The organism is Lelliottia sp. EB106-05-01-XG201 (assembly GCF_058791735.1).
Genome location: NZ_JBYTDV010000001.1, coordinates 4,503,720 through 4,524,304, shown reverse-complemented (window position 1 = coordinate 4,524,304; position 20,585 = coordinate 4,503,720). Strand labels below are relative to the sequence as shown.

Genomic DNA, 20,585 nt, shown 5'->3' with positions numbered 1-20,585 from the left:
AGAAAAGAAAGTCCCCTCTCCCTTTGGGAGAGGGTTAGGGTGAGGGGAAAATGACCGCACCCTACTGCGGATACGGCACCCAATCCCCACCATTCAACCGCACATACGGTTTATTCTGGTACTGAATCACCACCGCATTCGCGTTCTCAGACACTTCCGCCGTCTGCGGCAGACCGCTGGTGAGCTGATTCCAGTTCACGCTGTCTTCCACAAACAACTTCCCGTCTACCGCACGCGCCACCAGTTCGGAAATCGCCAGATAGCTGACCGGCTGAGTGATTTCGATTGGCGCGCCCTGATGCGGCGCTTTCATGCCGAAGAACTTAATCCCGGCCGGGACGTTGGTGATCGACGGGCTTGGGATGTCGCGCAGACCAGAGACCTGCATTCTGTCGCCTTTCAGCGCGCCGCCGTGCTCCGGCACGACCACCACCATCACCCGACGGCCAGATTTCTCCAGCTCGGTGAAGAACGCATCCAGCTCATCAAAGAACTTCTGCGCACGAACCTTGTAATCCGCCGTTTTGCTCACGCCCGGATAGTGGTTCCCGTCGTGCAGCGGCAGGGTGTTGTAGAAGGTCGCGCTACGGGCGTTATCTTCTTTGCCGACCGTTTGCAGCCAGCGTTGCAGCGTGGCGGTGTCGTCGTAAACTGGCGAACCGTCAAAGCCCAGCAGCGGAACCGGCAGGCCGGTCTGATCCATCAGCGGGGCGTGCATCCCGCCGTTTTCGCGCACTTCTTTCAGGAAGTCACCGAAGACGCCGTTGTGACCGAGCATCAGGTGCTGCGAGAAGCCCAGTTTTTCGAGGTTATCGAACAGGTAGCACTGGTTGCCCGCAGGCTGATACAGGTTTTTGTGCGACGGCTGACCGCAGCTGGCGCGCAGCAGACGAATCGCCGCCGGGCCGCTGTAGGAGGTCGCCGAGTTGAAATCTTTGAACTGAATGTCGAAGTGCTTCCACAGCGGATGCGACGCCAGACCGGCCGCATCCACGTCTGCCCACGACAGGGAGCAGATGTTAATCACCAGCAGTTCAAACGGCTGCGCATCGGCAGGCAGTGACGCCGGGAAGTTGGTCTGACGCTTATCTTCCGCGTTATAGAAGCTGGAGAGCCAGGTGTTGAGATTGGCGCTGGTCGGTGGGGCGGTCTGCGCCGGAATATCGCCAATCACTGCCGTCTCACCGGCAGTGGCGACCGTCGGTGCCGCACTGCCGCCCGTCGTGGTCACGGTATTCGTCGGTTGACCGGCTGGCCACAGGGAGAAGTTCGGGCCCGCCAGCGTCAGGACGTTCAGCCAGATCATAATCGCCACCACAAACACCGTGACGCGGATCCACTGAGAGAGGAACAGCCACGCAATCAGCAGCACGAAAATAGCGCCAATCATCTGCCAGTTAATAAAACGTTCCGTCAGATCGAGCAGGTAATCGCTGCTAAAACCCGCGACCTGCGAGCCCTGGCTCATAATGCTTTCCGGGCCAGGCAGCCAGGTGTCATGCCAGAACAGCCCGAAGCCGATCGGGATCGCCACCCAGTGACGCAGGCGGTGCAGCTTCAGGTTTGGAATCGGCATCAGTAAAAATGCCATAAACACCAGGTTCAGCAGCGGATGGAAATTGAGATAGCCCGCCCAGAGCAGGCCAAATTTCACCAGAAAGTAGAAGTTCCAGCCGGAAAGGCCGCGCCAGTATTGCCAAAGCGGCGAAGGTGCCGAAGCGGTATAGGTAGAATTAGTCATGTTTTCGGTTTGCCTTGACGTGTGAAGCCCGTTTCAGTGTTCCGGCTGATTTAACATAGCGAGGTTTTGCAAACAGCAATCTCACCGTATCGCGGGTACGGCGTAACGAATGGCGCGCGTAGTAGCCAAGCGGGAAGAAGATGATCGCGCAGAGGATCACCAGCTGAATAATGTCGGTGTTGTTCATGATGAGGCTCTCTCCTCGGCATCACTCAGCAGACGCAGCGGCTCAGGCACCCTGCGCCAGACGTGTCCATCGTGGGTGGCGTTCAGCACCGGCTTGGTATCGCTCGCCACCAGCAGCGGTTTGCCCCACTGTTCTGGTGCCAGCTGTTTCATCTGCACAATTTCGGCGCTGATCAGATTGTCTTCGAACCAGATCATTCGGTTAGAGAAGATATCCCCGGTGGGCAGCGGGAAGATATGGTTGAGGGCGGTATCGAGATCGTTGATGCGGCAGAAGGATAAAAACAGCACCAGACGATTATCGCCGATGGTCATGATGTCCCCGGTGCGGTTCGGACGGCATAAGGTCAGCGCCTGCTCGATGCGAATCCCTGGCACCGGACGCAGCGCGACCATCACCCCTTTGCCGTCTGCCGGTAACAGCGTGTTGCTCATCATGTTGCTTACCGCGTCGCAGAAGGTGTCCCATTTCTGGTAGCCGCGCAGCTTCATCGGCTGGGTCATGGAGAGCAGCGTCGTGATATCTTCCGGCACGTGACGGTTAAACTGCTGGCCCTGAATACTTTCAAGCAGCGTCAGGCAGCGGGAGAGCGGGGCGTTCCACGGGATCACCATATTCGCGCCGCAGCCGAGCAGCAGACGTTCGTCCGTAGCGCGCAGGCTGGTGGTGTTTTCACGCACCACAATTTTCAACACGCTGCCGCGCTGGCGGCGCAGGGTATGGATCTGACGGGCAATCGACTCGATTTGGTTATTTTGCGTCAGCGAAAAGACGATGGTGGCGGCCTGAGTGTTACGCGCTTCATTGAACAGCGCTTCGTTGGTATCGAACAAAGACCAGTGTTCAGAGAGGGCAGGCGCACCTTCTAATACCGCGACGTGGCTCAGGATACGTTTTTCATCGTTACGCGGCTGGACGACGGTCTCTTCCTGTTGGGCTAAATGCCACTCGTCATCAATATGTTTCAGTGACAGCTGTTGTCGGGCGCTGACGCCTTTTTCATTGCACCAGAACGCAATATCGTAAAGATGGCTATCGGCCTGATGGCGGATACTCGCCAGGCCAAACAGAGAACGATATTCACTCATTAAAAATGAGAACTGCTTATCATTATTACTGCCGGGACTGACCACCAGCAGCGTGCAATTTTGATCTCGCACCCATTTATTGATCTTTTCCAGCCAGAGTCGCAATTTTTCTGTGGATATATTTTGCCAGGCGTTATTCGCGCATTTAAGCACCACTAAATAATGATGCGGGTCAATGCTACATTGAATATCGCGGGGCAAAAAGTATAGACCATCCTGCCCATCCGGCATGGAAAATAAGCGGACTTTGTCCGGCCCGCATTCATCATTGAGGCTAAAGATTTTCTTCGGGTTTTCACCCATCGCGATCACAGCGACTTTCGCGTCGCGCTCTTGCGCCGCAATTGTTTGATTTACCAGACTTATAGCATCTTCATTGCGATCCGTACTGATCCACCAGACTCCGCCGGCTGGCATGTGGCGCAATTCGTCCCATAATGACTGGATACCAACTGAAAATATGGGGTTCACGATGTCCCTCTTGGCGACTAATTTACCTGTATCTCAGTTTACTAGCGAAAGCAGAGAAATAAACCTAACATTGAAATTAAAGACCATCAGATTTAGCATATGAATGAATTTTCGCGGGCAGGAAGCCGTGCTACGTCTGTTGTTCGTTTAGATTTAATAAAGGAATGAAACTAAAATGCATAATAACGAACCAGCGACGCCGGTTGATTCTGGCCTTGGGTACACATTCCAAAACGATTTTTTGGCGTTAAGCCAGGCTTTCTCATTGCCTGAAATAGACTACACCGATATTTCACAGCGAGAACAGTTGGCAGCGGCTATTAAACGCTGGCCATTATTAGCTGAATTTGCCCGTCAACAATAAGGGAGCCATTGATGGCCATACTCGGATTACAGGGCATTCGTGGCGGTGTTGGTACAACATCTATAACAGCAGCGCTAGGATGGGCATTACAGATTTTAGGTGAATCGGTACTGGTCATTGATGCCTGTCCCGATAATTTGCTTCGCATGTCTTTTAACGTCGATTACGACACTTCTGACGGCTGGGCGCGCGCACTGTTCGATGGCCGGGACTGGCGTGATACCGCACAACGTTACACCTCCCAGCTCGATATCCTGCCGTTCGGCCAGCTAACCGCCAGCGAAAAGGAGTCGATGTATACTCGCTATGGCACGCTGGGCTATTTTGCCGATGCGCTGCAGCTGTTGCAGGAAAAAAGCCACTACAAGTGGATTTTGCTCGATCTCCCGAGCGGATTCTCCCCGCTGACTCGCCAGTTAATCGAACACTGCGACCACACCCTGACCGTGGTGAACGCGGACGCCAACTGCCATATTCGCCTGCACCAGCAGGTGCTGCCGAACGGGGCACATATTCTGATCAACGACTTACGTCTGAGCAGCCAGATTCAGGACGATCTCTATCAGGTGTGGCTGCAAAGCCAGCGCCGCCTGCTGCCGATGGTGGTCCATCGCGATGAAGCGATCGCCGAATGCCTGGCCTCCAAACAGCCGCTGGGCGAATACCGTAGCGATTCCCTGGCCGCAGAAGAGATCCTCACCCTGGCGAACTGGTGCCTGCTGCACTATACCGGACGTCCGGAGCCCGCTGGAGGGCATCTATGAGTCGGCTCTCCAGCTGGTTACTCATCCCGCCCGTCAGCGCGCGTTTAGGCGAGCGCTACCGGAACTATCGCCGTCACGGTGCGTCAGCCTTCAGCGCCGCGATGGGCTGTTTCTGGATCATTCTGGCGTGGATGTTTATCCCCCTCGAACACCCGCGCTGGCAGCATATTCGCGCGCGCCATCGCGAGCTGTATCCGCATCTCGACCCCGACCGCCCGCGCCCGCTGGACCCAGCGCGATACGCCCTGCAGGCGTTATGGCTGATTGCGACCCAGGCGAAACAGCAAAGAACCGAGCCGCGCTGGCGCAGCATGAGCCGCTTAAAAAACCTGCGTGGTCGTTACCATCAGTGGCTGGAAACGCTGCCTGAGCGCGTCAGCGACCAGACCAGCCATCTGGATAAGCAAAAAGAGCTGGGGCATCTGCACCCCGGCTTGCGGCGTTTTATTCTGGGCGTGATCGTCGTGTTCTCGCTCATTCTGGCGCTGGTCTGTATCACCCAGCCGTTTAACCCGCTGGCGCAGTTTATCTTCCTGATGCTGCTGTGGGGCGTGGCGCTGCTGGTGCGGCGTATTCCGGGGCGCTTCTCGGCAATGATGCTGATTGTGCTCTCGCTCACCGTCTCCTGCCGCTACATCTGGTGGCGCTATACCTCGACCCTGAACTGGGATGACCCGGTCAGCCTGACCTGCGGTTTGATTCTGCTGTTCGCCGAAACCTACGCGTGGATTGTCCTGGTACTCGGCTATTTCCAGGTGGTCTGGCCGCTCAACCGCCAGCCGGTTCCGCTGCCAAAAGACACCGAACAGTGGCCGACGGTGGATATTTTCGTTCCGACCTACAACGAAGATCTGAGCGTGGTGAAAAACACCATCTACGCCTCTCTCGGTATCGACTGGCCGAAAGATAAGCTCAACATCTGGATCCTGGACGACGGCGGCCGCGAAGAGTTTCGTCAGTTCGCCGACAGCGTCGGGGTGAAATACGTCGCCCGTACCACCCACGAACACGCCAAAGCCGGGAACATCAACAACGCGCTGCAATACGCCACCGGCGAATTCGTCTCGATTTTCGACTGTGACCACGTGCCGACGCGCTCGTTCCTGCAGATGACCATGGGCTGGTTCCTGAAAGAGAAAGAGCTGGCGATGATGCAGACGCCGCACCACTTCTTCTCGCCGGACCCGTTTGAGCGCAACCTCGGGCGTTTTCGCAAGACGCCAAACGAAGGCACGCTGTTCTACGGTCTGGTGCAGGACGGGAACGACATGTGGGATGCCACCTTCTTCTGCGGCTCCTGTGCGGTCATTCGCCGTAAACCGCTGGATGAAATCGGCGGTATCGCCGTCGAAACCGTCACCGAAGATGCGCACACCTCTCTGCGTCTGCACCGTCGCGGCTACACCTCGGCGTACATGCGTATTCCGCAGGCGGCAGGGCTGGCGACCGAATCCCTGTCCGCGCACATCGGCCAGCGTATCCGCTGGGCGCGCGGGATGGTGCAGATTTTCCGTCTCGATAATCCGCTGACGGGTAAAGGGCTGAAGCTCGCGCAACGCCTGTGCTACGTCAACGCCATGTTCCACTTCTTATCCGGTATCCCGCGGCTGATCTTCCTCACCGCGCCGCTGGCGTTTCTGCTGCTGCACGCGTACATCATCTTTGCCCCGGCGCTGATGATTGCCCTGTTCGTGCTCCCGCACATGATCCACGCCAGCCTGACTAACTCGAAGATTCAGGGGAAATACCGCCACTCGTTCTGGAGTGAAATCTACGAAACGGTACTGGCCTGGTATATCGCGCCGCCGACGCTGGTGGCGCTGATTAACCCGCACAAAGGGAAATTCAACGTCACTGCTAAAGGTGGCCTGGTGGAAGAGGAGTATGTCGACTGGGTGATCTCCCGTCCGTACATCTTCCTCGTGCTGCTGAATATCTTTGGCGTGCTGGTGGGGATCTGGCGCTACTTCTACGGTCCGGAAAACGAAGTGCTGACCGTGTTCGTTAGTCTCGCGTGGGTCTTCTACAACCTGATTATCCTCGGCGGCGCGGTGGCGGTATCGGTGGAGAGCAAACAGGTTCGTCGCTCCCATCGCGTCGAAATCTCCATGCCTGCGGCCATTGCCCGTGAGGACGGCCATCTCTTCTCCTGTACCGTTCAGGACTTCTCCGACGGCGGCTTAGGCATCAAGATCAACGGCCAGGCAAAAGTGCTCGAAGGGCAGAAGGTCAAACTGCTGCTCAAGCGCGGCCAGCAGGAGTACGTATTCCCGACGCAGGTCATGCGTGTGGCGGGCAATGAAGTGGGGCTGCAGCTGATGCCGCTCACCAAAAAGCAACATATCGATTTTGTACAGTGCACGTTCGCCCGCGCGGATACGTGGGCGCTCTGGCAGGACAGCTTCCCGGAAGATAAACCACTGGAAAGTCTGCTGGATATTCTGAAGTTGGGGTTCCGTGGTTATCGCCACCTTGCAGAATTTGCTCCGCCGTCAGTGAAAATAATTTTCCGGTCACTTACCTCGCTGGTTTCTTGGGTGGTGTCGTTTATCCCTCGTCGTCCTGAGCGGGATGAGGCGAAACAGCAACCGGACCCGGTTATGGCTCAACAATGATGATAACGCGATGAAAAGAAAACTTTCCTGGATATGTGCTGTGGCGGCGCTGCCCGCAATGATGGCTCAGGCGGCGCCTGAAAATACGCCTGCACCGACCGTACCTGTCGTCGCGCAAGCGACCGATCCGGTGGTCACCGCTGCGCCTTCGCAGACCGAAAACGTGGTACCGAATCAGCCAACGGAAGGCAACACCCTTCCGGGCACGCCAACAGGCGCTCAGGCGGTCGGCCAGGTGATGCCGGGTGTGAACGGCGCCAACGCGCCTATCGTTGCGGATAACATTCCGTCGCGTGACGTGAAGCTGACCTTTGCGCAGATTGCGCCGCCTCCGGGCAGCATGGTCCTGCGCGGGATCAACCCGAACGGCGGCGTTGAGTTTGGCATGCGCAGCGATGAAGTGGTCTCCAGCGCGCTGCTGAATCTGGAATACACGCCATCGCCATCCCTGCTGCCGGTGCAGTCGCAGCTGAAGGTCTATCTCAACGATGAGCTGATGGGCGTGCTGCCGGTCACCAAAGAACAGCTGGGCAAGAAAACCCTGGCCCAGGTGCCGATCAACCCGCTGTTTATCACCGACTTTAACCGCGTGCGTCTTGAGTTTGTCGGCCACTACCGTGACGTCTGCGAAAACCCGGCCAGCAGCACGCTGTGGATGGACGTCGGTCGTAACTCGTCCCTGAACATGACCTACCAGACGCTGGCGGTGAAAAACGATCTCTCCGCCTTCCCGGTGCCGTTCTTTGACCCGCGCGACAATCGCGAACTGAACCTGCCGATCGTCTTTGCCGGTTCGCCTGATATCGCCCAGCAGCAGGCGGCGACTATTGTCTCCTCCTGGTTTGGTTCCCGCTCCGGCTGGCGCGGACAGAGCTTCCCGGTGCTGTTCGACAAGCTGCCGGACAGAAACGCCATTGTGTTTGCCACCAACGACAAACGCCCGTCATTCCTGCGCGACCATCCGGAAGTGAAAGGTCCGACCGTCGAAATGATGAGTCATCCGGATAAGCCGTATGTGAAGCTGTTAGTGGTCTTCGGTCGTGATGACAAAGATCTGGTCCAGGCCGCGAAGGGCATTGCCCAGGGTAACGTTCTGTTCCGCGGCAACAGCGTCGACATTGGCGAAGTGAAACCGCTGCTGGCGCGTAAGCCGTATGACGCGCCAAACTGGATCCGCACCGATCGCGCGGTCACCTTCGGCGAGCTGAAAACTTATGAAGAGCAGCTCCAGTCCACGGGTCTTGAACCCTCCGCGATCAACGTCTCTCTGAACCTGCCACCGGATCTTTATCTGCTGCGGAGCAACGGGATCGATATCGATCTGAACTACCGCTACACCGCGCCGCCGACCAAAGACAGCTCGCGGATGGATATCAGCCTGAACAACCAGTTCCTGCAATCCTTCCCGCTGACCAGCAGCCAGGACACCAACAAACTGCTGCTGCGTCTGCCGGTGCTTCAGGGTCTGCTGGACGGCAAAACGGACGTCTCCATTCCGGCATTGAAACTCGGGGCGATGAACCAGTTACGCTTTGATTTCCAGTACATGAACCCGATGCCGGGCGGCTCGGTGGATAACTGCATCACCTTCCAGCCGGTGGCGAACCACGTGGTGATCGGTGACGACTCCACCATCGACTTCTCGAAGTATTACCACTTCATCGCCCTGCCGGATCTGCGTGCCTTTGCCAACGCCAGCTTCCCGTTCAGCCGCATGGCCGACCTGTCTGAAACCATCGTGGTGATGCCAAAAGCGCCAAACGAAGGCCAGGTCACGACCCTGCTCGACGCCATGGCCTCCGTGGGGGCGCAAACCGGCTTACCGGCGATTAACGTCACGCTGACGGATGATGGCAGCCAGATTCAGGGCAAAGACGCCGATATCATGCTCATCGGGAACATCCCGGATAAGCTGAAAGACGACAAACGTATCGACCTGCTGGTCCATGCGACTGAGTCCTGGGTCAACACGCCGCTGCGCCAGACTGCCTTCCCGAGCATCATGCCGGATAAAGCCGACCGCGAAGCGAGTGTACAGACTAACGTCAATTCGCAAGGCCCGATGGCGGCGATTGTCGGCTTCCAGTCTCCGTACAACGATCAGCGTAGCGTCATCGCCCTGCTGGCAGACAGCCCGCGTGGCTACGAGCTGCTGAACACGGCGATGAACGACAGCGGCAAGCGTGCGGCAATGTTTGGTTCGGTGGCGGTGATCCGTGAATCGGGCGTCAACAGCCTGCGCGTCGGCGACGTCTACTACGTCGGCCATCTGCCGTGGTTCGAGCGCCTGTGGTATGCCCTGGCGAACCACCCGGTGCTGTTGGCGGTATTCGCGGCGATCAGCGTCGTACTGCTGGCGTGGGTGATGTGGCGTCTGCTGCGTATCATCAGCCGTCGTCGTCTGCATTCGGATCGTGAGTAACCGGTGATGAAAGGGTTTCGCTGGTGCGTAATGGCGATGGTGGTAATGGCGGCGGCGAACGTTCGCGCCGCCTGCACCTGGCCTGCCTGGGATCAGTTTAAAAAGGACTACATCAGCGAGGGCGGGCGCGTCATTGACCCCAGTGACGCGCGCAAAATCAGCACCTCTGAGGGGCAAAGCTACGCGCTGTTCTTTGCCCTCGCGGCGAACGACCGTAAGACCTTTGACCTGCTGCTCGACTGGACGCGCGACAACCTCGCGCAGGGTGATCTGAGCCAGCATCTCCCCGCCTGGCTGTGGGGGCAAAAAGAGAAAGACGCCTGGGCGGTGATTGACAGCAATTCGGCGTCGGATGCCGATATCTGGATCGCCTGGTCGCTGCTGGAAGCGGGGCGTTTATGGAACGCGCCGGACTACACCGCGACCGGGAAAGCGCTGCTCAAGCGCATTGCCCGCGAAGAGGTGGTCAAAGTGCCGGGTCTGGGGCTGATGCTGCTGCCCGGTAAAATCGGCTTTGCCGAAGAGACCTCCTGGCGCTTCAACCCGAGCTATCTCCCGCCGCAGCTGGCGAACTATTTCACCCGCTATGGCGCACCCTGGACCACGCTTCGCGAAACCAATTTGCGACTGCTGCTGGAAACCGCGCCAAAGGGATTTTCACCCGACTGGGTGCAGTATCAAAAAAATAAGGGCTGGCAGCTGAAGCCAGAAAAAACGTTTATCGGCAGCTACGATGCGATTCGCGTCTATCTCTGGGCGGGCATGTTGCACGACCGGGATCCGCAGAAAGCGCGGCTGCTGGCACGTTTTAAACCCATGACGACGATGACAACAAAAAAAGGCGTTCCGCCGGAGAAGGTCGATGTCGCCAGCGGTAAAACCACGGGCGATGGCCCGGTCGGTTTCTCCGCCTCACTGCTGCCGTTTTTACAAGACCGCGACGCACAAGCGGTGCAACGCCAGCGAGTTGCCGATCATTTCCCCGGTAATGACGCCTATTACAGCTACGTACTGACCCTGTTTGGACAAGGATGGGATCAGCATCGTTTTCGTTTCACCGCAAAGGGTGAGTTACACCCTGACTGGGGCCAGGAATGCGCAAGTTCTCATTAAGTTTACTCAGTTTATCGCTCGGCTTAACGCTGATGCCGCTGGCGCAGGCCGCCAACTCCCCGCAGCAACAACAGCTGCTGGAGCAGGTGCGTCTGGGCGAATCGACCCACCGCGAAGATCTGGTTCGCCAGTCGCTGTATCGCCTTGAGTTGATTGACCCCAATAACCCGGACGTCATCGCCGCGCGTTTTCGCTACCTGCTGCGTCAGGGCGATAACGCCGGCGCGCAGAAAGAGTTAGACCGGCTGAAAGGACTTGCCCCGACCTCAGGCGCGTACAAATCATCGCGCAACGCCATGACGCTCTCCACGCCGGAAGGGCGTCAGGAGCTGCAGCAGGCGCGTCTGCTGGCGACCACCGGCCATACCCAGGAGGCGATTGACGCCTACGATAAACTGTTCGCCGGGAATCCTCCCGACGCCACTCTCGCGACAGAATACTGGTCCGTGGTGGCGAAAAGCCCGGCTCGCCGCAACGAAGCCATTGACCATCTCAGACGCATCAACGCCAGTAACCCTGGCAATACGGATCTGCAAAACACGCTGGCGCAGCTGCTGTTCCAGAGCGGACGCCGCGACGAAGGCTTTGCCGTGCTTGAGCAGATGGCGAAATCCAACGCCGGACGCGATGCCGCCTCCGATATCTGGTATCAGCAAATCAAAGACCTGCCGGTCAGTTCCGGCAGCGTAAAAGCGCTTCAGGACTATCTGCAGGTGTTCAGCGCGGGCGATAACGTCACCGCTGCACGCTCCCAGCTCGAAGCCCAGCAAAAACAGCTGGCCGATCCCGCGTTCCGCGCCAAAGCCGAAGGGCTGGCCGCCGTAGAGGCGGGACAGGGCGGAAAAGCGGTGTCGGACCTGCAGCAGGCGGTTAGCGCCAATCACGCCGACAGCGAAGCCGTGGGCGCGCTGGGGCAAGCCTATTCTCAGCGCGGGGATCGTGCCCGCGCCGTTGCCCAGTTTGAAAAAGCGATCGCCCTCGATCCGCAGAGCGACAATCGCGGCAAATGGGACAGTCTGCTGAAAGTGAACCGCTACTGGCTGCTGATCCAGCAGGGTGACGCGGCGCTGAAAGCCAACAACGTCCCGCAGGCGGAACGCTATTATCAGCAGGCGCGGAATATCGACAACACCGACAGCTATGCGGTGCTGGGCCTCGGCGATGCCGCCGTGGCGCGCAAAGATAACGCCGCCGCCGAGCGCTTCTATCGCCAGGCTCTGCGGATGGACAGCGGGAACAGCAACGCGGTGCGCGGGCTGGCGAATATCTACCGCGCCGAATCGCCGGAAAAAGCCGATCAGTTTATCCGCTCGCTCTCCAACAGCCAGCGTCGCAGCATCGATGATATCGAGCGCAGCCTGACCAACGACCGGCTCTCAGCTCAGGCGGAACAGCTGGAAAACGAGGGCAAATTTGCCCAGGCAGCAGAGATTCAGCGCCGCCGTCTGGCGCTTTCGCCAGGCGATGTGTGGATCACCTATCGCCTGTCGCGGGATCTCTACAGCGCCGGACAGCGCAGCCAGGCGGACACCCTGATGCGCCAGCTGGCCAGCCAAAAACCGAACGATCCGGAGCAGGTGTACGCCTACGGGTTATACCTCTCTGGCAATAATCAGGACCGCGCCGCGCTCGCCCATCTGAACACCCTCCCGCGCGAGAAGTGGAGCGGCAACATTCAGGAGCTGGCCGACCGTCTGCAAAGCGATCAGGTGCTGGAAACCGCCAACCGCCTGCGCGACAGCGGTCAGGAGCGCGAGGGGGAAACCCTGCTGCGTCAGCAGCCGCCTTCCACGCGCATCGAATTAACGCTGGCCGACTGGGCGCAGCAGCGCGGGGATAACGCCTCGGCCAAAGCGGCGTACACCAGCGTGCTGCAACGCGAAGCGCAAAACGAAGACGCGCTGCTGGGTCTTGCGGAAGTGTATATCGCGGAAGGCAACAAGGACGCGGCCCGTGCTGAACTGGCGAAACTGCCCGCCGGGCAGAACGGCGAAGCGCCGTCGATCAACATGCAGCGCCGCGTGGCGCGAGTACAGTCCGATCTCGGCGATACGGCTGCCGCGCAGCAGACCTTCAACAAAATCATTCCGCAGGCCAAATCCCAGCCACCGTCGATGGAAAGTGCGCTGGTCCTGCGCGATGCGGCCAACTTCCAGGCCCAGAGCGGCCAGCCGAAGCAGGCGCTGGAAACCTACAAAGATGCAATGGTCGCCTCCGGCGTCACCACCACGCGCCCTGAAGATAACGACAGCTTTACCCGTCTGACGCGCAATGACGAAAAAGACGACTGGCTGAAACGCGGCGTGCGCAGCGACGCGGCGGATCTGTATAAACAGCAGGACGTGAACGTCACCCTGCAGCATGATTACTGGGGCTCCAGCGGCACGGGCGGTTACTCCGACCTGAAAGCGCACACCACCATGCTGCACGTGGACGCACCGCTGTCGGACGGACGGATGTTCTTCCGTACCGACATGGTGAACATGGATGTTGGGACCTTTAGCCAAAAAAGCGACGGTACCTATTCCCCGCATTTCGGGACCTGCTATGACGTTCCTTGTGTGGGCGGCGATCGCAGTCAATCTGATAGCGGCGCAAGCGTCGCGGTGGGTTGGGAAAATGACACCTGGGCGATGGATATTGGCACAACGCCAATGGGCTTTGACGTCGTCGATGTTGTCGGCGGGTTAAGTTACAGCAACGATTTGGGCCCCATCGGTTATACGCTGAATGTGCATCGTCGGCCGATCTCAAGTTCCTTACTGGCTTTCGGTGGGCAAAAAGATCCTAACAGCAACACGGGCGAAACCTGGGGCGGCGTCAGAGCTAACGGTGGGGTAGTCAGCGCGAGTTACGATAAAGGTGAAGCCAACGGCGTTTGGGCGAGTCTGGGGGCGGATACGCTGGAAGGCAAAAATGTTGAGGATAACTGGCGCGTGCGCTGGATGACGGGCTATTACTACAAGCTTATCAATGAAAATAACCGACGGGTGACGGTCGGCCTCAACAACATGATTTGGCACTACGACAAGGACTTGAGCAACTACACCCTTGGACAGGGCGGTTACTACAGCCCTCAGGAATATCTCTCGTTCTCCGTACCTGTTTTGTGGCGTCAGCGCACTGAGAACTGGTCGTGGGAACTGGGTGGCTCGGTGTCGTGGTCACATTCACGGACCAAAACCATGCCGCGCTACCCGCTGCTGAACCTTATCCCTGCGGATTACCGCGAGAAGGCGAGTGAACAGACGGAGTCAGGGAGCAGCAGCCAGGGCACCGGTTACACCGCCCGTGCCATCATCGAACGTCGCGTCACCTCAAACTGGTTTGTCGGTATGGGCGTCGATATTCAGCAGGCGAAAGATTACACCCCGAGCCATGCGCTGCTTTACGTGCGCTACTCGGCAGAGGGCTGGCAGGGCGATATGGACCTGCCTCCGCAGCCGTTAACCCCTTACGCGGACTGGTAACCGGATTTATCTTTAATCCACTTCTTAGTCTCTCTTAAAATCGTCGCAATCGGGTATACTCCTCCGGGAATAGGGTAACGTTTTGTTACCCTATGCTTCGGGTTTTGTGGAGAGTCAATTTGCGTGTCAGCCGTTCTTTAACTATCAAACAAATGGCGATGGTTTCTGCCGTCACCATGGTGTTTGTATTCGTCTTTTGCGTCATTTTGCTGTTTCATTCCGTACAGCAGAATCGCTACAACACGGCTTCGCAACTGGAAAGTATTGCCCGATCGGTCCGTGAACCGCTCTCTGCGGCCATTCTCAAAGGGGATATCCCCGACGCAGAAACCATCATCAAACGCATTCAGCCTGCGGGGATTGTCAGCCGCGCAGACGTGGTCTTACCGAATCAATTCCAGGCGTTGCGGATGAGCTTTATTCCCGAACGTCCGGTGCCGATGATGATCATGCGCCTGTTTGAACTGCCGGTGCAGATCTCGCTCCCGCTTTACTCCCTCGAACGCCCGGCCAACCCGCAGCCGCTGGCCTATCTGGTGCTGCAGGCCGATGCCTATCGCATGCACAAGTTTGTTATGAGCTGGATCTCAACGTTAGTAACTACTTACTTACTTTTGACGCTGATCCTCACCGTGGCCCTGACCTGGTGTATCAACCGCTTGATTGTCCATCCGCTGCGTAAAATCGCCCGCGAGCTGGACAGTCTCGCCCCTCAGGATCAGGTCGGGCACCAGCTGGCACTCCCACGCCTGCACCACGACGATGAGATCGGCATGCTGGTGCGCAGCTACAACATCAACCAGCAGCGCCTCCTGCGCCAGCATGATGAACTCAACAGCAACGCGACCCGCTTCCCGGTCTCGGACCTGCCGAACAAAGCCTTCCTGATGGCACTGCTGGAGCAGACCGTCGCGCGCCAGCAGACCACCGCGCTGATGGCCGTCGCCTGTGAAACCCTGCAGGACACGGCGGGCGTGCTGAAAGAGAGCCAGCGCGAGATGCTGCTCTTAACGCTGGTGGAGAAGATCAAATCGGTGCTGGCGCCGCGCATGATCCTCACCCAGGTAAGCGGCTACGACTTTGTTATTCTGGCTCACGGCGTCAAAGAGCCGTGGCACGCCATCACATTAGGTCAGCAAGTACTCACTGTCATTAATGAGCGGTTGCCGATTCAGGGCATCCAGCTGCGCCCGAGCGCCAGTATTGGACTGGCGATGTATTACGGCGATCTCACGGCGGAACAGCTTTATCGCCGCGCCTTCTCGGCGGCCTTCACCGCCCGCCGCAAAGGCAAAAACCAGATCCAGTTCTTCGAGCCGGAGCAGATGGAAAAGGCGCAGCAGCGCCTGACGGAAGAGAGCGATATTCTCACCGCGCTGGATAACGACCATTTTGCGATCTGGCTCCAGCCACAGGTCAACCTCGCGACGGGCGAAGTCACCAGTGCGGAAGCGCTGCTGCGCGTCAAGCAGGCGGACGGTACCTGGGAGCTGCCTGAGGGGCTTATCGAGCGCATTGAGTCCTGCGGCCTGATGGTGACCGTCGGCTACTGGGTGCTGGAAGAGTCGTGCCGCCAGCTGTCGGCCTGGCAGGAGCGCGGGATCAACATGCCGCTGTCGGTGAATCTCTCGGCGCTACAGCTGATGCACCCGACGATGGTTTCGGAGATGCTGGAGCTGATCAATCGCTACCGTATCAAGCCGGGCACCCTGATTCTGGAAGTCACCGAGAGCCGTCGCATCGACGACCCGAACGAGGCGGTGGCGATCCTCAAACCGTTACGTAACGCCGGGATCCGCATCGCACTGGATGATTTCGGCATGGGCTACGCCGGTCTGCGTCAGCTGCAGCATATGAAAACGCTGCCGGTGGACGTGCTGAAAATCGACAAAACCTTTGTCGACGGGCTGCCGGATGACAGCAGCATGGTGGAAGCCATTATCCAGATGGCGCGCAGCCTGAATCTGCACGTGATTGCCGAAGGCGTCGAGACCGAAGCCCAGCGCGACTGGCTGGCGAAAGCGGGCGTCGAAAGCGGTCAGGGATTCCTGTTTGCCAAAGCCGTTCCGGCGGAAGAGTTCGAAAAACGTTACTTCAGTGACGACAATCCCCCCGCAAAAGTCTAACTTTGTTGCTGGCTTGTACGAGTCAGCACACAGTTTTTAACATTCATGTTTCATATTTGATCTAAGTTCATTTCTGTCATGTTTTACGGGTGTTATTTTAAAGCCGCAGGTAAGTCTTACCCATAAAAATCCTGTGGTTTTTCTTCCCAAGGACACCCTATGAAAACCTCTCTCTTTAAAAGCCTTTACTTTCAGGTCCTGACAGCGATTGCCATCGGTATTCTGCTTGGCCATTTCTACCCTGAACTGGGCGCTCAAATGAAACCGCTTGGCGATGCCTTCGTTAAGCTCATCAAAATGATCATCGCGCCCGTTATCTTCTGTACCGTGGTGACCGGTATCGCTGGCATGGAAAGCATGAAGGCGGTAGGCCGGACTGGTGCGGTGGCGCTGCTGTATTTTGAAGTGGTCAGTACCCTGGCGCTGATTATCGGTCTGATTATCGTGAACGTGGTGCAGCCGGGCGCGGGGATGAACGTCGATCCTTCCACGCTGGATGCGAAGGCCGTCGCCGTTTACGCCGAACAGGCAAAAGACCAGGGCATCGTCGCCTTCCTGCTGGATGTCATTCCCGGCAGCGTGATTGGCGCCTTCGCCAGCGGGAATATCCTGCAGGTGCTGCTCTTCGCCGTGCTGTTTGGGTTTGCCCTGCATCGTCTGGGCAGCAAAGGGCAGCTGATTTTCAACGTCATTGAAAGCTTCTCGCAGGTGATTTTCGGCATCATCAATATGATCATGCGCCTCGCGCCCATCGGTGCGTTCGGGGCGATGGCCTTTACCATCGGTAAATATGGCGTCGGCACCCTGGTGCAGCTCGGCCAGCTGATCATCTGCTTCTATATCACCTGTATTCTGTTTGTGGTCGTGGTGCTGGGCAGTATTGCGCGCGCGACGGGCTTCAGTATTTTCAAATTCATCCGCTACATCCGCGAAGAGTTGCTGATCGTGCTGGGGACCTCATCCTCTGAATCCGCGCTGCCGCGCATGCTCGATAAGATGGAAAAACTGGGCTGCCGTAAATCGGTGGTGGGGCTGGTCATTCCGACCGGGTACTCGTTTAACCTCGACGGGACGTCGATCTACCTGACGATGGCCGCGGTGTTTATCGCTCAGGCGACCAACAGCCACATGGATATCTTCCATCAGATAACCTTGCTGGTGGTGCTCCTGCTCTCCTCGAAAGGGGCGGCGGGCGTAACAGGTAGCGGGTTCATCGTGCTGGCGGCGACCATTTCCGCAGTCGGGCATCTGCCGGTGGCGGGCCTGGCGCTGATCCTCGGTATTGACCGCTTTATGTCCGAAGCCCGCGCCCTGACTAACCTGATCGGTAACGGTGTGGCGACGGTTGTGGTGGCGAAATGGGTCAAAGAGCTCGACCATAAAAAACTCGACGACACGCTCAATAATCGCGTCACCGAGAGCAAATCCCACGGTTTATCCTCTTAAATTCGATACTTATGCCCGCTCACCCTTGTCGGGGAGCGGGCTCCTGCGCATAATAACTGCTCATACCTGTCATACTTCGACAAGATTTTTTTCGGGTATATTTCACTTCACGCCGTGACGTTTAGCCGAACACGCGGTCTAATCGAAGTGTTTGAACGTTATCTTCAGAGTGCTCAATGTAGTGAGACACTCTTTTTAACCAGGAATGTTGATCAGGGGTTTACATGCAGGGCACAAAAATTCGACTCTTAACCGGCGGTTTGCTGATGATGGCAGCAGCCAGTTATGTGCAGGCAGATACACTCCAGCCCGACCCAGCCTGGCAGCAGGGCACACTGGCGAATGGGTTTCAGTGGCAGGTGTTAGCCACGCCGCAACGTCCCAGCGATCGCATTGAGATCCGCCTGTCGGTGAACACCGGTTCACTGACCGAAAACACGCAGCAGAGCGGGCTTAGCCATTTTATTCCTCGACTGGCGCTGACCCAAAGCGGCAGTTTGCAAGCAGTACAGGTGCGTTCACTGTGGCAGCAGGGCATCGACCCGAAACGTCCACTTCCACCTGCGGTCGTCTCCTACGACTACACCATGTTTAACCTCAGCCTGCCGAACAACCGTAACGACCTCCTGAAAGAGGCCCTCACGTGGCTGGGCGATACCGCCGGTAAAGTGGCGATCACTCCGGATACGGTCAACTATGCGCTAAGCAACAGCGACATGGTGGCGACCTGGCCTGCTGACACCAAAGACGGCTGGTGGCGCTATCGCCTGAAAGGGTCATCTTTGCTGGGGCACGATCCGGCCGAGCCTATCAAACAGCCTGTCGACATTGAGCAGGTCAAATCCTTCTATCAAAAATGGTACACCCCGGATGCAATGACGCTGATCGTGGTCGGCAACGTCGACAGCCGCGCGGTGATCGAGCAGATTGGCAAAACCTTCGGCGAGCTGAAAGGCAAACGCGAAGTGCCAGCGCCTGTTTCGACACTCGCACCGCTGCGTGCGGAGCCGGTCAGCATCATGACCGACACCGTGCGTCAGGATCGCCTGGCGCTGATGTGGGACACCCCGTGGCAGCCGATTCGCGAGTCCGCGGCGCTGCTGCGCTACTGGCGTGCAGATCTCGCGCGTGAGGCGCTGTTCTGGCACGTTCAGCAAACGCTCAGCAAAAACAACGCGAAGGATATCGGGATCGGTTTCGACTGCCGCGTGCTGTTCCAGCGCGCCCAGTGCGCCATCAACGTGGAATCGCCGAACGATAAGCTGAATGCCAATCTCGGCGTGGTCGCTAAAGAGCTGGCGAAAGTACGTAAAGAGGGTCTGGGGGAAGAAGAGTTCAACGCCCTGGTCGCGCAGAAGAATCTGGAGCTGCAAAAACTGTTCGCGACTTACGCCCGTACTGACACGGATATCCTGATCAGCCAGCGCATTCGCTCCCTGCAAAACCAGGTGGTGGATATCGCGCCGGAGCAGTATCAGAAGCTGCGTCAGGACTTCCTGAACAGCCTGACCGTCGAGATGATTAATCAGGATCTTCGCCAGCAGCTGTCGCAGGATATGGCTCTGGTGCTGCTGCAGCCGAAAGGCGAGCCGGAATACAACGTGAAAGATCTGCAGGCGACCTGGGACAGCATCATGACGCAGGAAGAGCGCACCGCGCAGCCAGCGGCGGATGATTTACACCCGGATGCGACGGATATACCGCAGGCGCAGTAATGTCAGTGTGTGCGGGCTGATGACCTCACCCCGACCCTCTCCCACGGGAGAGGGAGAAAACATTAAAAAGGGCGACCGATGGTCGCCCTTTTGCATTTTATTCCGGCATCGCCTCGCGCGGAATAATCGCCCCGCGGTACTGAATCACCGTACTCGCCGTCAGGTGTCCGCGTTTTGCGGCCTCGGCGGCCGTACCGCCCGTCAGGCGCACCGCCAGATACCCGGCGCTGAACGAATCGCCCGCCGCCGTGGTATCCACCACTTTTTCTTTCGCCAGTTTTACCGCAGGGACGTCCACTACGGCTTCACCCGCAACTGAAACCAGGCAGGAGTCTGCACCGCGCTTGATCACCACTTCTGACACACCGGCCTGATGCGTGCGGGCGATCACCTCGTCGACCGGTTTCTCGCCCCACAGGGCATCTTCGTCGTCCAGCGTTAAGAACGCGATATCGGTACAGTTCAGCATCAGCTGATAAACCTGCTGCGTCTCTTCGCGGCTCGCCCACAGGCGCGGACGGTAGTTGTTGTCGAAAATCACTTTCCCGCCGTTGGCGCGGCATTCGTGCAGCAGGAAGAGCAGTTTTTCGCGGCTTGACGGGCTTAAGATCGCAAGGCTAATCCCGCTCAGGTAGAGATAATCAAAGGTCGCCAGCTCTTCGCAGATCGCCGCAGAGTCGTCGCTCTCCAGCCAGAATTTCGCCGCCGCTTCGTTGCGCCAGTAGTAGAACGTGCGCTCACCGGTGCTGTCGGTTTCGATGTAATACAGCCCCGGCAGACGGTTTTCCATACGCTGAATCAGCGACGTCCCGACGTTTTCACTCTGCCAGGCTTCCAGCATCTGCTGGCTAAAGCTGTCGGTACCCAGCGCGGTCACATAGTTCACCGTCAGCGCGTCTGGCGCGACCTGGCGGGCAATGTACACCGAAGTATTCAACGTATCGCCACCAAAACCGCGGCTAACGTCCGCCCCTTTTTGTGACAGCTCAATCATGCATTCGCCAATCACGGCAATTTTTTTAGACATAGTCGTGAACCTGAACAGATAAATTAAAGTAAGTGT

13 protein-coding genes are annotated in these 20,585 nt (G+C 57.8%); 9 read left to right on the top strand and 4 right to left on the bottom strand.

Annotated elements, in window-relative coordinates; genetic code table 11:
• Nucleotides 1–61 precede the first annotated feature (61 nt).
• From bcsG to bcsE, 3 genes are read right to left on the bottom strand one after another with little or no spacing between them, the layout of a single operon-like run.
• A complete protein-coding gene (bcsG, locus tag AC3WS9_RS21175; protein ID WP_492490205.1) occupies nt 62–1,741 on the bottom strand; it encodes a cellulose biosynthesis protein BcsG in 1,680 nt (559 codons plus the stop codon).
• Complete coding sequence (bcsF, locus tag AC3WS9_RS21170; protein WP_282492839.1) at nt 1,734–1,928, bottom strand: cellulose biosynthesis protein BcsF; 195 nt, start codon at nt 1,926–1,928, stop codon at nt 1,734–1,736. The genes bcsG and bcsF overlap by 8 nt, the downstream gene beginning before the upstream one ends.
• Nucleotides 1,925–3,487 (bottom strand): cellulose biosynthesis c-di-GMP-binding protein BcsE, encoded by a 1,563-nt coding sequence (gene bcsE, locus AC3WS9_RS21165; protein WP_282492840.1) that lies wholly within the window; start codon nt 3,485–3,487, stop codon nt 1,925–1,927. Before bcsE ends, bcsF begins: the two co-directional genes overlap by 4 nt.
• A gap of 175 nt (nt 3,488–3,662) precedes the next feature.
• Between bcsE and bcsR the strand changes: the two genes are divergently transcribed.
• The 9 genes from bcsR (at nt 3,663) to AC3WS9_RS21120 (ending at nt 19,522) form a co-directional block, all read left to right on the top strand.
• Nucleotides 3,663–3,851, top strand: coding sequence for a cellulose biosynthesis protein BcsR (bcsR, locus tag AC3WS9_RS21160; protein WP_282492841.1), 189 nt, complete (start codon nt 3,663–3,665; stop codon nt 3,849–3,851).
• An 11-nt stretch (nt 3,852–3,862) separates the two neighbouring features.
• The gene (gene bcsQ / locus AC3WS9_RS21155) at nt 3,863–4,615 is read left to right on the top strand and encodes a cellulose biosynthesis protein BcsQ (protein WP_492490204.1); all 753 of its coding nucleotides are present in this window, start codon (nt 3,863–3,865) and stop codon (nt 4,613–4,615) included.
• Complete coding sequence (gene bcsA, locus AC3WS9_RS21150; RefSeq protein WP_492490203.1) at nt 4,612–7,230, top strand: UDP-forming cellulose synthase catalytic subunit; 2,619 nt, start codon at nt 4,612–4,614, stop codon at nt 7,228–7,230. Before bcsQ ends, bcsA begins: the two co-directional genes overlap by 4 nt.
• A 10-nt stretch (nt 7,231–7,240) precedes the next feature.
• Nucleotides 7,241–9,652, top strand: a complete 2,412-nt coding sequence (gene bcsB, locus AC3WS9_RS21145) for a cellulose biosynthesis cyclic di-GMP-binding regulatory protein BcsB (RefSeq protein WP_285146076.1) — start codon at nt 7,241–7,243, stop codon at nt 9,650–9,652.
• Nucleotides 9,653–9,658: 6 nt separating this feature from the next.
• Nucleotides 9,659–10,765 (top strand): cellulose synthase complex periplasmic endoglucanase BcsZ, encoded by a 1,107-nt coding sequence (gene bcsZ, locus AC3WS9_RS21140; protein WP_282492872.1) that lies wholly within the window; start codon nt 9,659–9,661, stop codon nt 10,763–10,765.
• Nucleotides 10,747–14,235: a cellulose synthase complex outer membrane protein BcsC gene (gene bcsC / locus AC3WS9_RS21135; protein ID WP_492490202.1), complete on the top strand. Its 3,489-nt coding sequence runs from the start codon at nt 10,747–10,749 to the stop codon at nt 14,233–14,235. The genes bcsZ and bcsC overlap by 19 nt, the downstream gene beginning before the upstream one ends.
• 119 nt (nt 14,236–14,354) lie before the next feature.
• Nucleotides 14,355–16,361, top strand: coding sequence for a biofilm formation regulator HmsP (hmsP, locus tag AC3WS9_RS21130; protein ID WP_492490201.1), 2,007 nt, complete (start codon nt 14,355–14,357; stop codon nt 16,359–16,361).
• Nucleotides 16,362–16,520: 159 nt separating this feature from the next.
• Nucleotides 16,521–17,807 carry a C4-dicarboxylate transporter DctC gene (gene dctA / locus AC3WS9_RS21125; protein ID WP_282492847.1) on the top strand — a complete coding sequence of 429 codons (1,287 nt, stop codon included), beginning with the start codon at nt 16,521–16,523 and terminating at the stop codon, nt 17,805–17,807.
• Between the two features lie 224 nt (nt 17,808–18,031).
• On the top strand, nt 18,032–19,522 hold the full coding sequence (locus AC3WS9_RS21120) for a M16 family metallopeptidase (protein WP_285146079.1): 1,491 nt from the start codon (nt 18,032–18,034) through the stop codon (nt 19,520–19,522).
• Nucleotides 19,523–19,619: 97 nt separating this feature from the next.
• Here AC3WS9_RS21120 and kdgK read toward each other — a convergent pair whose 3' ends face one another.
• A complete protein-coding gene (kdgK, locus tag AC3WS9_RS21115) occupies nt 19,620–20,549 on the bottom strand; it encodes a 2-dehydro-3-deoxygluconokinase (protein WP_492490200.1) in 930 nt (309 codons plus the stop codon).
• Between the last annotated feature and the right edge of the window lie 36 nt (nt 20,550–20,585).

Bases quoted from the DNA above. Each gene is read 5' to 3' on its own strand.
- bcsR (WP_282492841.1), top strand. From the start codon at position 3,663: ATGCATAATAACGAACCAGCGACGCCGGTTGATTCTGGCCTTGGGTAC.
- bcsF (WP_282492839.1), bottom strand. From the start codon at position 1,928: ATGAACAACACCGACATTATTCAGCTGGTGATCCTCTGCGCGATCATC.
- bcsZ (WP_282492872.1), top strand. From the start codon at position 9,659: ATGAAAGGGTTTCGCTGGTGCGTAATGGCGATGGTGGTAATGGCGGCG.
- bcsB (WP_285146076.1), top strand. From the start codon at position 7,241: ATGAAAAGAAAACTTTCCTGGATATGTGCTGTGGCGGCGCTGCCCGCA.
- AC3WS9_RS21120 (WP_285146079.1), top strand. From the start codon at position 18,032: ATGCAGGGCACAAAAATTCGACTCTTAACCGGCGGTTTGCTGATGATG.
- bcsC (WP_492490202.1), top strand. From the start codon at position 10,747: ATGCGCAAGTTCTCATTAAGTTTACTCAGTTTATCGCTCGGCTTAACG.
- bcsQ (WP_492490204.1), top strand. From the start codon at position 3,863: ATGGCCATACTCGGATTACAGGGCATTCGTGGCGGTGTTGGTACAACA.
- bcsG (WP_492490205.1), bottom strand. From the start codon at position 1,741: ATGACTAATTCTACCTATACCGCTTCGGCACCTTCGCCGCTTTGGCAA.
- dctA (WP_282492847.1), top strand. From the start codon at position 16,521: ATGAAAACCTCTCTCTTTAAAAGCCTTTACTTTCAGGTCCTGACAGCG.
- kdgK (WP_492490200.1), bottom strand. From the start codon at position 20,549: ATGTCTAAAAAAATTGCCGTGATTGGCGAATGCATGATTGAGCTGTCA.
- bcsA (WP_492490203.1), top strand. From the start codon at position 4,612: ATGAGTCGGCTCTCCAGCTGGTTACTCATCCCGCCCGTCAGCGCGCGT.